This is a genomic window from Rhodococcus sp. NPDC059234, assembly GCF_042754225.1.
Taxonomy (GTDB): Bacteria; Actinomycetota; Actinomycetes; order Mycobacteriales; family Mycobacteriaceae; genus Rhodococcus_G.
This window is the reverse complement of record NZ_JBHZAH010000144.1, coordinates 1-11,299: the sequence shown is the minus strand read 5'-3', so window position 1 is coordinate 11,299 and position 11,299 is coordinate 1. Positions and strand designations below refer to the sequence as shown.

13 protein-coding genes are annotated in these 11,299 nt (G+C 69.1%); 7 read left to right on the top strand and 6 right to left on the bottom strand.

All coding sequences use genetic code 11. From position 1 onward, the window contains the following. Positions 1-54 precede the first annotated feature (54 nt). Entirely contained in the window at positions 55-969 is a 915-nt protein-coding gene (locus ACFXGJ_RS22020) for an SDR family oxidoreductase (RefSeq protein WP_378624804.1), read from the bottom strand. A 9-nt stretch (positions 970-978) separates the two neighbouring features. Continuing rightward, on the bottom strand, positions 979-1,767 hold the full coding sequence (locus tag ACFXGJ_RS22015; protein WP_378624801.1) for an SDR family oxidoreductase: 789 nt from the start codon (positions 1,765-1,767) through the stop codon (positions 979-981). 156 nt (positions 1,768-1,923) lie between these two features. Between ACFXGJ_RS22015 and echA20 the strand changes: the two genes are divergently transcribed. The 4 genes from echA20 to ACFXGJ_RS21995 are packed head-to-tail and all read left to right on the top strand — an operon-like array spanning position 1,924 to position 5,409. Further along, positions 1,924-2,685: a (7aS)-7a-methyl-1,5-dioxo-2,3,5,6,7,7a-hexahydro-1H-indene-carboxyl-CoA hydrolase gene (gene echA20 / locus ACFXGJ_RS22010; protein ID WP_378624799.1), complete on the top strand. Its 762-nt coding sequence runs from the start codon at positions 1,924-1,926 to the stop codon at positions 2,683-2,685. 14 nt (positions 2,686-2,699) lie between these two features. Next, the gene (ipdA, locus tag ACFXGJ_RS22005; RefSeq protein WP_378624796.1) at positions 2,700-3,581 is read left to right on the top strand and encodes a cholesterol ring-cleaving hydrolase subunit IpdA; all 882 of its coding nucleotides are present in this window, start codon (positions 2,700-2,702) and stop codon (positions 3,579-3,581) included. Further along, a complete protein-coding gene (locus ACFXGJ_RS22000) occupies positions 3,578-4,345 on the top strand; it encodes a CoA-transferase subunit beta (RefSeq protein ID WP_378624792.1) in 768 nt (255 codons plus the stop codon). The genes ipdA and ACFXGJ_RS22000 overlap by 4 nt, the downstream gene beginning before the upstream one ends. Next, positions 4,342-5,409: an NAD(P)H-dependent flavin oxidoreductase gene (locus ACFXGJ_RS21995; protein WP_378624789.1), complete on the top strand. Its 1,068-nt coding sequence runs from the start codon at positions 4,342-4,344 to the stop codon at positions 5,407-5,409. Before ACFXGJ_RS22000 ends, ACFXGJ_RS21995 begins: the two co-directional genes overlap by 4 nt. Positions 5,410-5,469: 60 nt before the next feature. Here the strand turns inward: ACFXGJ_RS21995 and ACFXGJ_RS21990 are convergent, their stop codons facing one another. Both ACFXGJ_RS21990 and ACFXGJ_RS21985 read right to left on the bottom strand, forming a co-directional pair. Beyond that, positions 5,470-5,745 carry a DUF2277 family protein gene (locus ACFXGJ_RS21990; protein ID WP_378624786.1) on the bottom strand — a complete coding sequence of 92 codons (276 nt, stop codon included), beginning with the start codon at positions 5,743-5,745 and terminating at the stop codon, positions 5,470-5,472. Positions 5,746-5,754: 9 nt separating this feature from the next. After that, complete coding sequence (locus ACFXGJ_RS21985; RefSeq protein WP_378624783.1) at positions 5,755-6,381, bottom strand: TetR/AcrR family transcriptional regulator; 627 nt, start codon at positions 6,379-6,381, stop codon at positions 5,755-5,757. Positions 6,382-6,463: 82 nt separating this feature from the next. Here ACFXGJ_RS21985 and ACFXGJ_RS21980 point away from each other — a divergent pair, with 82 nt between their 5' ends. After that, positions 6,464-7,861, top strand: a complete 1,398-nt coding sequence (locus ACFXGJ_RS21980; protein WP_378624780.1) for a cytochrome P450 — start codon at positions 6,464-6,466, stop codon at positions 7,859-7,861. Positions 7,862-7,932: 71 nt separating this feature from the next. Next, a complete protein-coding gene (locus ACFXGJ_RS21975; RefSeq protein ID WP_378624777.1) occupies positions 7,933-8,547 on the top strand; it encodes a TetR/AcrR family transcriptional regulator in 615 nt (204 codons plus the stop codon). 81 nt (positions 8,548-8,628) lie between these two features. On the opposite strand, the gene ACFXGJ_RS21970 is transcribed toward ACFXGJ_RS21975, so the two are convergent. Continuing rightward, positions 8,629-9,783 carry an acetyl-CoA C-acetyltransferase gene (locus ACFXGJ_RS21970; protein WP_378624775.1) on the bottom strand — a complete coding sequence of 385 codons (1,155 nt, stop codon included), beginning with the start codon at positions 9,781-9,783 and terminating at the stop codon, positions 8,629-8,631. 29 nt (positions 9,784-9,812) lie between these two features. Then, positions 9,813-10,445 carry a TetR/AcrR family transcriptional regulator gene (locus ACFXGJ_RS21965; RefSeq protein ID WP_378624773.1) on the bottom strand — a complete coding sequence of 211 codons (633 nt, stop codon included), beginning with the start codon at positions 10,443-10,445 and terminating at the stop codon, positions 9,813-9,815. Positions 10,446-10,485: 40 nt separating this feature from the next. On the opposite strand from ACFXGJ_RS21965, the gene ACFXGJ_RS21960 reads away from it, so the two are divergent. Further along, positions 10,486-11,280, top strand: coding sequence for an SDR family NAD(P)-dependent oxidoreductase (locus tag ACFXGJ_RS21960; RefSeq protein WP_378624771.1), 795 nt, complete (start codon positions 10,486-10,488; stop codon positions 11,278-11,280). Positions 11,281-11,299 lie beyond the last annotated feature (19 nt).

The following is an 11,299-nucleotide window of genomic DNA, read 5'->3' as shown; positions in this document are numbered from 1 at the left end:
CGGTTACGGAGGGGCAATCCTCCGTAACCGCACCACTGCGCGAAGCGCACCTACCTACGCACCGTAGACGGGCGTCGGGGTCTCGGCCTTCTGCAGCAGGTCCGCGACGACGGGACCGATCTCCTTGGGGTCCCAGCGGTCGCCCTTGTCCTGGGAGGGTCCGTGGCGCCAACCCTCGGCAACCGTGATCTTGCCGCCCTCGACCTCGAACACCCGGCCGCTGACGGCCTTCGACTCGGTCGAGCCCAGCCACACGACCAGCGGGGAGATGTTCTCCGGCGCCATCGCGTCGAAGCCCTCATCCGGCGCGGCCATCGCCTCGGCCATCGCGCCGCCGGCACCGACGGTCATGCGCGTGCGGGCCGCCGGAGCGATCGCGTTCACCGAGACGCCGTAGTTCTTCAGCTCGGCGGCGGCCTGAATGGTCATCTCCGCGATGCCGGCCTTGGCGGCCGCGTAGTTGCCCTGGCCGATGGAGCCCTGCAGGCCCGCACCCGAGCTGGTGTTGATGATCCGAGCGTCAACCGGACGGCCGGCCTTGGACTCGGCGCGCCAGTACGCGGCGGCGTGCCGCAGCGGCGCGAAGTGGCCCTTGAGGTGCACGCGGATCACCGCGTCCCACTCCTCCTCGGCCATGCCGACGAGCATGCGGTCGCGCAGGAAGCCCGCGTTGTTGACCAGCACGTCGAGGCCGCCGAAATTGTCGATGGCCGTCTTGATCAGGTTCTGCGCGCCGTCCCAGTCGGCGACGTCGTCGCCGTTCACGACCGCCTGGCCACCGGCGGCGATGATCTCCGCGACGACCTGCTCGCCGGGGCTCTCACCGGTCGCGGTGCCGTCTCCGCCGACGCCGATGTCGTTGACGACGACCTTCGCTCCCTCGGCCGCGAAAGCCAGCGCGTGCGCCCGCCCGATGCCGCGGCCCGCGCCCGTCACGATGACGACGCGACCGTCTACCAGTCCGCTCACTTGTTCTCCTTAACTTGCTGCATTGTTCGAAGTTTCCGCGTCCGCCGCAGCCAGGAAGGCCGGGCGTTCACCGCCACCGTGCACGGTCAGGGTCGAACCGCTGACGTACGAGGCCAGCGGGGACGCCAGGAAGATCGCACTGTTTCCGATGTCCTCGGGCCGGGCCATCCTGCCCAGCGGGACCGTTTCGCCGACCGCGGCGACACCCTCGGGGCCGCCGTAGTGCAGGTGCGACTGCTCCGTCTCCACGAGACCCACGACGATCGAGTTGACCCGGACCTTCGGCGCCCACTCCACCGCGAGGCTGGTCGACAGGCTGTCGATGCCCGCCTTCGCGGCACCGTACGCCGCGGTGCCCGGCGAGGGCCTGCTGCCGCTGACGCTCGAGACCATCACGATCGAGCCGCCGCCGTCCTGCTTCTGCATGACGGCATTCGCGGCCTGCGAGATGAGCAGCGGTGCGAGCAGATTCAGCTCCACGATCTTCGAGTGGAAGCGCGGGCTCGCGTCGGCGGCGAGCGCGTAGGGCGCGCCCCCGGCGTTGTTGACGACGGTGTCGAGCCGGCCGTGCGTCGCGACGATCTGGTCGATCATCGACTGCACCTGCTCGGGATCGCGGACGTCGCACGCGATGAACTCGACCGCTCGTCCGTCGACCTCGATCGGCTCGTCGGCGGGCCGCCGCGCGCAGGTGACCACCGTGGCGCCGGCACCGAGGAAGGCGCGACTGATGCCCGCACCGATTCCACGTACGCCGCCGGTGACGAGTACGACGTTGCCGTCCAGACCTAGCTCCACCAGTACCTCCGCTGCCTGAAGATTCCCCGCACGTCAGGGACTCTCTTGCGGGTCGAGGGCACCGTCCGTCCACCTCGAACGAACTCCGGCTCGACCCGCAGGTGTGCTAACTTACCAAGCAATCGCTTGGTTTGGCGACCTACCTAAGGAAACACGATGGGAATCACCTCAAAATCCGACGGGTCCGGCATCACCACGGTCACCGTCGACTACCCGCCTGTGAACGCCATCCCCTCGCAGGGGTGGTTCGAACTGGCTGACGCCATCCGCGAGGCCGGCAAGGATCAGAGCACCCACGTGGTGATCCTGCGGGCCGAGGGCCGCGGCTTCAACGCCGGCGTCGACATCAAGGAAATGCAGGCCACCGAGGGTCACGGCGCGCTGATCGACGCCAACCGCGGCTGCGCTGCGGCCTTCTCCGCGGTCTACGACTGCGAGGTTCCCGTCGTGGTCGCCGTCAACGGCTTCTGCGTCGGCGGCGGCATCGGTCTGGTCGGCAACGCGGACGTCATCGTCGCGTCCGACGACGCGATCTTCGGCCTGCCCGAGGTCGACCGCGGCGCACTCGGTGCGGCCACGCACCTCGCGCGCCTGGTCCCCCAGCACATGATGCGCACGCTGTACTACACGGCGAAGAACGTCGACGCCCAGACGCTCAAGCACTTCGGTTCCGTGTACGACGTGGTCCCGCGCGCCGAACTCGACGCCTGCGCACTGAAGATCGCCGGCGAGATCGCGGCCAAGGACACCCGGGTCATCCGGCGCGCCAAGGAAGCCATCAACCGCATCGACGTGATGGACGTGCACACCAGCTACCGGATCGAGCAGGGCTTCACGTTCGAGCTCAACCTCGCCGGCGTCGCCGACGAGCACCGCGACGAGTTCGTCGCCACCGGCAAGCCGCGCGCGAACAAGTAGGGAGTGAACTGAGAATGGCTGACAAGAGGAAATCGCTCGACGAGGTCGTCGGCGAGCTGCGCAGTGGCATGACCATCGGCCTCGGTGGCTGGGGATCGCGCCGCAAGCCGATGGCGTTCGTCCGCGCGATCCTGCGCTCGGACGTCAAGGACCTGACCGTCGTCACCTACGGCGGACCCGACCTCGGCCTGCTGTGCTCGGCGGGCAAGGTCAAGAAGGCCTACTACGGATTCGTCTCCCTGGACTCGGCGCCGTTCTACGACCCGTGGTTCGCCAAGGCCCGCACGGCCGGCGAGCTCGAGGCCCGCGAGATGGACGAGGGCATGGTCAAGTGCGGCCTGGAGGCCGCCGCCGCGCGCCTGCCGTTCCTGCCGATCCGCGCCGGCCTCGGCTCGGACGTGCGGAACTTCTGGGGCGACGAGCTCAAGACCGTCACGTCCCCCTACGCCGACGAGTCCGGCAAGCCCGAGACCCTGATCGCGATGCCGGCGCTGAACCTCGACGCCGCGTTCGTGCACCTGAACATCGGCGACGCCCGCGGCAACGCCGGCTACCTGGGCGTCGACCCCTACTTCGACGACCTGTACCTGATGGCCGCCGAGAAGCGCTACCTCTCGGTCGAGAAGGTCGTCGAGACCGAACAGCTCGTCAAGGAGGTGCCGCTGCAGCAGCTGATCGTCAACCGCATGATGGTCGACGCCGTGGTCGAGGCCCCGAACGGCGCCCACTTCACCCTCGCCGGCGAGTCCTACGGCCGGGACGAGAAGTTCCAGCGGCACTACGCCGAGGCCGCCAAGACCCCTGAGTCCTGGCAGGCCTTCGTGGACCGCTTCCTGTCCGGTTCCGAGGACGACTACCAGGCCGCCGTCAAGAAGTTCGCAGAGGAGCAGGCATGACCTCCACCGACAACGCCACCACCGTGACTCGCGCCGAGTACTGCGCGATCGCCTGCGCCGACCTCTTCGCCGGCGCCGGTGAGATCATGGCCAGCCCGATGTCGACGATGTCGCAGCTCGGCGCCCGCCTGGCCCGGCTCACCACCGAGCCGGACCTGCTGATCACCGACGGCGAGGCGCTGATCCTGGCCGACACCCCGGCCGTCGGCAAGACCGGTCCGGTCGAGGGCTGGATGCCGTTCCGCAAGGTGTTCGACGTCGTCGCCTCCGGTCGCCGCCATGTCGTGATGGGCGCCAACCAGATCGACAAGTACGGCAACCAGAACCTGTCCGCCTTCGGTCCGCTGCAGCAGCCGAGCCGGCAGATGTTCGGTGTCCGCGGCGCCCCGGGCAACACGATCAACCACGCCACCAGCTACTGGGTCGGCAAGCACACCTCGCGCGTCTTCTGCGACCAGGTCGACGTCGTCTCCGGCGTCGGCTACGACAAGGTCGATCCGGAGAACCCGGCGTACAAGTACCTGGGCGTGCACCGCGTCGTCACCAACCTCGGTGTCTTCGACTTCGGTGGGCCGGGCCGCACCTTCCGCGCGCTGACCCTGCACCCGGGCGTCACCGCCGACGAGGTCGCCGAGAACACCTCCTTCGAGGTCGCCGGGCTGGCCGAGGCGGGCGTCACCCGCGAGCCGACCGCCGAGGAGCTGCGCATCATCCGCGAGGTGCTCGACCCGAAGAGCTTCCGCGACCGCGAGGTCTCGGCGTGAGCGCGCAAGTTCTCCGCACCCCGCTGACCGAACTGGTCGGCATCGAGCACCCGATCGTGCAGACGGGCATGGGCTGGGTCTCCGGCCCGCGCCTGACCGCGGCCACCTGCAACGCCGGCGGTCTCGGCATCCTCGCCTCGGCGACGATGACCTACGACGAGCTCGAGGCGGCGATCAAGAAGACCAAGCAGCTCACGGACAAGCCGTTCGGCGTCAACATGCGCGCCGACGCGTCGGACGCCGGGCAGCGCTGCGATCTGCTGATCCGCGAGGGCGTCAAGGTCGCCTCGTTCGCGCTGGCGCCGAAGAAGGACCTGATCGCCAAGCTCAAGGACAACGGCATCGTCGTGGTCCCCTCGATCGGTGCCGCCAAGCACGCCGTCAAGGTCGCCTCCTGGGGCGCCGACGCGGTGGTCGTGCAGGGCGGCGAGGGCGGCGGGCACACCGGTGGCGTCGCGACGACCCTGCTGCTGCCGTCCGTGCTGGACGCGGTCGACATCCCTGTGATCGCCGGCGGTGGCTTCTTCGACGGCCGCGGCCTTGCCGCGGCGCTGTCCTACGGTGCGGCCGGTGTCGCGATGGGCACCCGGTTCCTGCTCACGAGCGATTCCGCGGTGCCGGACTCGGTCAAGCAGCAGTACCTCCAGCGCGGCCTGACCGACACCACGGTGTCGGTGAAGGTCGACGGCATGCCGCACCGCGTGCTCAACACGGACCTGGTGAACGCGCTCGAGAAGTCCAGCTACGCCACGGGCCTCGTCGCCGCCACCAAGAACGCCATGAAGTTCAAGGCGATGACCGGCATGAAGTGGTCGACGCTGGTCAAGGACGGCCTGGCGATGAAGAAGTCCGGCGACCGGACGTGGCAGCAGATCATCATGGCCGCCAACACCCCGATGCTGCTCAAGGCCGGACTGGTCGAGGGCAACACCGAGGCGGGCGTGCTCGCCTCGGGTCAGGTGGTCGGCATGATCGACGACCTGCCCAGCTGCCAGGAACTGATCGACCGGATCGTGGCCGACGCTGTGAAGCGGATCGACGCCCTCGGAGCCCTCAAGGCCTGAGCGCACACTCCCACGCGGTGAGGGGAACCTTCAGTCGGTCCAACCGGTTGAAGGTTCCCCTCAGCCGTTTGCGGCGGCGGCGATGCGGGCACGGACCTCCGGGCGGCGCAGAGGTGGGACGGTCTGCGGGGGCTGCCTGCGCGGCGGGAGCGCCGCCAGCAGCTCGGCAGTGGTGGCAGCGACCTCCTCGACCGCCTTCTCGAAGGCCTCCCGGTTGGCGTCGGAGAGCGTCTGGATCCCGCTCACCTTCCGGACGTACTGACGCGCTGCGGCCTCGATCTCCTCCGCCGTGGCGGCCGGCTCGAGCCCGCGCAGCTCGGTGATGTTTCGGCACATGACCCGACCCTAGCCCCGGATCGTCGGCGCCGGCGAGGACCGGCCGATACCCAGGTCGACATAGGGGGCCAGCGCCCCCGCGAGGGTGCGCAGGCACAGCTCGCGCAACTCCGCCGCCGGGACCGCGGGGTGATCGAGCCAGTCCAGGCAGGTTGCCCTGACGAACGCGAGCCAGCCGTGCACGGCCATCGCCGCGACCTCCCGCTCGGACGGGTCGACCTCGATCGCGTCGAGGATCCGGCGCTGCTGGGTGTCGATCTCGCGCTCGACGACAGCGCGGATACCGGGGTCCGCCGACAGCGCGCCCTGGTTGACCGCGCGGATTCCGTGACCGTTCGCCGCGAAGTGGTCGAGATAGGCGTCCAGGCCCGCCGTCACCTGGTCGCGCACCGGAAGGTCGGGGTCGGGCCTCGTGGCCTCGACCAGCGCGTCCGCCGCCCGCTGCACGATCGCCGCGAAGAAGTCCCGCTTGTTCGGGAAGTAGTGGTACATCAGCCCGCGCGACACCCCGGCGAGTTCCGCGACCTCTTCGATCCACACCTCGTCGTACGGGCGCTCCGCGAAGAGGCGGGCACCGATGTCGAGCAGCTGCATCCGGCGCTGCTCGGGGGCCAGGCGGCGACGTGGTTCCGACATCGTCCACCCACACTACTTGACACGAGTTCAGTAAGCGGTAGGTTGCCTTACTAGACACGAGTTCAGTACCGGGGAGGCTGACGTGAGCGTGGACCTGATTCCGACCGGCCAGCTCGAGATTCCGCATCCGCGCCGGCGACTACCCCTCCTCGGCGACGTGATCGGCGTCAATCCACGCACGCCCGTGCAGGATTCCATGCGCTACGCGGCCGAGCTCGGACCGATCTTCGAACGGAAGGTCCTCGGCACCCGCTTCGTCATCGTCTCGGACCCCGACATCGTCGCCGAACTCGGCGACGAGTCGCGGTTCCGCAAGCACCTCGCCCCCGCCGTCGCGGCCCTGCGCGGCATCGCTGGCGACGGACTGTTCACCGCCTACACCGAGGAACCGAACTGGCGCCGCGGACACGAACTGTTGATGCCCGCGTTCACCAAGAGCGCGATGCGTTCGTACCACGAGACGATGGTCGACGTCGCGGGCGAACTGACGCGGCATTGGGATCGCCGGATCGAAACCGGTGCGCGGGTGGATGTCTCGTCCGACATGACCAAGCTGACGCTCGAGACCATCGGCCGCACCGGCTTCAGTTACTCCTTCGACTCGTTCGAGCGCGACCGGCCCCACCCCTTCGTCGAGGCGATGGTCCGCGCCCTCTCCCACGCGCAGCTGATGGCCTCCCCCGTCGGCCGACTCCCCATGGCCCGCCGGAACTCCCGGCACGAGGCGGACGTCGCCTACCTCGCCGAGGTGGTCGACGCGGTGATCCGCTCCCGACGGGACAGCGCCGAGACCGCGTCCGAGGACCTGCTCGAACTGATGCTGCGCGCCGAACGGGAGAACAGCCCGAACCGCGTCGACGAACTCAACATCCGGCACCAGGTCATCACCTTCCTGGTCGCCGGACACGAAACCACCTCCGGGGCACTGTCGTTCGCGCTCTACTACCTCTCCCGCCATCCCGAGGTGCTGGCCGAGGCGCAGGCCGAGGTCGACGCGGTGTGGGGCCCCGAGCGCGACCACCGCCCGTCCTACGAGCAGATCGCGAAACTGCGGTACGTCCGCAGGGTCCTCGACGAGTCGCTCCGACTGTGGCCGACAGCGCCCGCCTACGCGCGGGAGGCCGTACACGACACGACGCTGCTCGGCAGTCACCGGTTGCGAGCGGGCGACTGGATGCTGGTACTGATCCCGGCTCTGCACCGAAACCCGGTGTGGGGAACCGATCCGGACCGCTTCGACCCCGATCGTTTCCTCTCCGAACAGGTCCGGACCCGGCCCGCCCACGTCTACAAACCGTTCGGTACCGGCGAGCGTGCCTGCATCGGACGCCAATTCGCCTTGCACGAGGCCGTTCTCGTACTCGGCACCCTGCTCCATCGCTACCACATCGCCGGCGATCCGAACTACCGGCTGCGGGTGCAGGAGCGGCTGACGCTGATGCCGACCCGATTCGACGTCACGCTCACCCGCAGGAACTGAGGCGACCGGAACCGGACCGAAGAGTCTCGGACGAGCCTGGCCGCCACCTCGCTCCGGTATTGTCCGCCCTTGTGAAGGCGTCCCACGAGCACCCCGCCGAGGCCAGCGGCCCCGGCCGTCCACGCGACCCGCAAGTCGACCTGGCGGTCATGCAGGCGACGGTGGACCTACTCGTCGAGGCCGGCTACCAGAAGACCACCATCCAGGCGATCGCCCGACGCGCACAGGTCAGCGCGCCGGCGATCTACCGGCGCTGGGCCACCCGCGAAATGATCATCGAGGACGCGATCTTCGGCATCCATCGTGACGAGGTCCCGCTGCCACCCGCGACCGAGGACCTGCGCGCCGACCTGCTGGCGTGGATCCACAAGTTCCTCGACCGCACCGCGCATCCCGCCGCACGCTCGGCGATTCCGGGCCTGCTCTCGGCCTACCACCACCACGACGGGGTGCACGAGCGCGTCGTGCAGCGCGCCGAGAAGCCCGTGCGCACAGCGCTGGTCGCGCGAATCCTCCAGTCCGTCCCGTCCACCGGGGCGAACGCCGAGACCACCGCCGAGACGGTGTTCGACATCCTGGTGTCCACCACCATGATCCGGGGCCTCGCGCACGGCTACGAGGACGCCGACGCGTGGTGCGAGCGCCTCGCCGACGCGCTCTACGCGCTGATCGGCACCGTCGAGTAGGCGCCTGGGGCGGTCGCGGCCACCGCAAACGACGGAGGGCACCCCCGCCGTGCGGGGATGCCCTCCTCGATCGTGCGGGGCCTACTCGCCCAGACGCTCGATGATCGTGACGTTCGCGGTGCCGCCACCCTCGCAGATGGTCAGCAGGCCGTAGCGGCCGCCGGTGCGCTCGAGCTCGTTGAGCAGGGTGGCCATCAGCTTGGTGCCGGTGGCGCCGAGCGGGTGGCCGAGCGCGATCGCGCCGCCGTTGACATTGACCTTCGCCGGGTCGGCGCCGATCTCCTTGATCCAGGCGAGCACGACGGGCGCGAAGGCCTCGTTGATCTCGATCAGGTCGATGTCGTCGATGGTCAGTCCGGTCTTGGCGAGCGCGTGCTGGGTGGCCGGGATCGGCGCGCTGAGCATGAAGATCGGGTCGTCGCCGCGAGCGCTCATGTGGTGGATCCGGGCGCGGGGCTTCAGACCGTGCTTGGCGACGGCCTCCTCCGAGGCGAGCAGCAGCGCGCTGGCGCCGTCGGAGATCTGGCTGGCGACCGCGGCGGTCAGGCGTCCACCCTCGACCAGCACGTTGAGGCCGGCCATCTTCTCGAGGCTCGTCTCGCGCGGGCCCTCGTCGGTGGTGACGTCACCGAACGGGACGATCTCCTTCTCGAAGCGCCCCTCGGCGATCGCGGCCTTGGCGCGCTCGTGGCTCTGCAGGGCCCACTTCTCGAGCTCCTCGCGGCTGATGTCCCACTTCTCCGCGATCATCTCGGCACCGCGGAACTGCGAGACCTCCTCGTTGCCGTAGCGCTCGGTCCAGCGCTTGGACTCGGCGGTCGGGGTGGAGAAGCCGTACTGGTCGCCGACGATCATGGCGGCCGAGATCGGGATCTGGCTCATGTTCTGGACGCCGCCGGCGATGATCAGGTCGGCGGTGCCGGACAGGATCGCCTGCGCACCGAACTGGATGGCCTGCTGGCTCGAGCCGCACTGACGGTCGACGGTCACACCGGGCACGTGCTGCGGCAGGCCCGCGGCCAGCCACGACAGGCGGGCGATGTTGCCGGCCTGGCCGCCGATCGCGTCGACACAGCCGAAGATGACGTCGTCGACGTCCGACGGGTCGATGCCGGTGCGCTCGACGACGGCGTTGATGACGTGCGCGCCGAGGTCGATCGGGTGAACGGGGGCCAGGCCACCGTTCTTCTTGCCGATCGGGGTGCGGATGGCGTCGACGATGTATGCCTCGGGCATGGGATAACTCCTACGGTTCGGGTCGAGACTTAGGAAGCCGGTCGTGACTGGGGCCTGGCGAGCCCGTCGAGCACGATCGCCAGGTACTGCTTGGCAACGGTCTCGGCGGTCATCGGTCCGCCCGGCCGATACCATCGGACCGCCACCCACACGGTGTCACGCATGAAGCGGTAGACCAGTTCGACGTCGATGTCGGGACGGAAGCTGCCGTCCTCGATGCCGGACTCGAGTACCGAGACCCACAGGCCGCGGAACTCCCGATTGCGCTCGGTGATGTAGGTGAACCGCTCGTTGCCGACGAGGTGCTTGGCCTCGTCCTGGTAGATCGCCACCGCGGCGTGCGACTGGTCGATGGAGTCGAAGGACGCGACGACCAGCGACTCGAGGGTCGCGCGGGCACCGAGTCCGGCGTCCACGATCGCACGGTAGCGGCCGAACAGGTCGTCGAGGAAGCCCTTGAGGATCTCGTCGACCATCGACTCCTTCGAGTCGAAGTGGTGGTACAGGCTGCCGGAGAGGATTCCCGCGGCATCGGCGATGTCACGGACGGTCGTCGCGCGCATCCCACGGTCGGCGAACAGCGAGGCCGCCAACTCGAGCAGTTCGGCTCGACGGCCGGACTTGTTGGCGGACTCTTCGACGGCGCGAGGCGGAGGGGTCACGACGACAGGATATCAACCAAGCGCTTGTTAGGGTATCCGCATGGCCCTCCAATCCCCCTGCGCAGTCGTCACCGGCGGTTCCGGTGGCATCGGCATCGAGATCTCGCGACGTCTCGCCGCCGACGGACTGCCCGTCGCGATCACCTACCACTCCAACGCCGAACGCGCCGACGCCCTGGTCACAGAGCTCACGGCCGCCGGTGGACGCGCCCGCGCGGACCGGGTCGACCTCGCCGACACCGGGCAGGTCGCGGACTGGGCGCAGTCGTTGACCGCCGAGTTCGGACAGCCTGCGGTCCTGGTGCACGCGGCCGGACCGCACATCCCGATGGTGCACCTGTCGAAGGTCTCGCCCGACACCTTCTCCGCGCATCTCGGTGCCGAGGCCACCGCCTTCTTCACGCTCGTGCACGGCTTCCTGCCCGCACTGCGCCAGACGCGCGGCTCGGTGGTCGCGGTGACCACCGCGGCCACCGACCGTTTCCCGGTCCGCGACGGACTGTCGTCGGGCACCAAGGGCGCCGTCGAGGCGCTGGTCCGGGCGTTCGCCGCCGAGGAGGGCCGCTTCGGCGTCCGCTTCAACTCCGTCGGACCCGGCATGCTGACCGACGGCATGGCCGAGCGACTGATGGGCAACTCGGACCTCGACGAGCGCGCACAGGCGGTCGCGATGAGTCGGATCCCGCTGCAGCGATTCGGCTCCGCGTCGGACATCGCCGAAGCGGTCTGCTTCCTGGCGAGCGAGAAGGCCGGCTTCATCACTGGCCAGAGCCCGTATTCCTCAAAGAAGGTCATCCACCAGCTCATTGGCCCATCAGTGAGGAATCCGACATGAACCGTGCACTTCGCTACGC

Excerpts from the sequence above, each read along its gene's own strand:
- ACFXGJ_RS21985 (WP_378624783.1), bottom strand. The coding sequence starts at position 6,381 with ATGTCGGAACCACGTCGCCGCCTGGCCCCCGAGCAGCGCCGGATGCAG.
- ipdA (WP_378624796.1), top strand. The coding sequence starts at position 2,700 with ATGGCTGACAAGAGGAAATCGCTCGACGAGGTCGTCGGCGAGCTGCGC.
- ACFXGJ_RS22000 (WP_378624792.1), top strand. The coding sequence starts at position 3,578 with ATGACCTCCACCGACAACGCCACCACCGTGACTCGCGCCGAGTACTGC.
- echA20 (WP_378624799.1), top strand. The coding sequence starts at position 1,924 with ATGGGAATCACCTCAAAATCCGACGGGTCCGGCATCACCACGGTCACC.
- ACFXGJ_RS21970 (WP_378624775.1), bottom strand. The coding sequence starts at position 9,783 with ATGCCCGAGGCATACATCGTCGACGCCATCCGCACCCCGATCGGCAAG.
- ACFXGJ_RS21960 (WP_378624771.1), top strand. The coding sequence starts at position 10,486 with ATGGCCCTCCAATCCCCCTGCGCAGTCGTCACCGGCGGTTCCGGTGGC.
- ACFXGJ_RS21990 (WP_378624786.1), bottom strand. The coding sequence starts at position 5,745 with ATGTGCCGAAACATCACCGAGCTGCGCGGGCTCGAGCCGGCCGCCACG.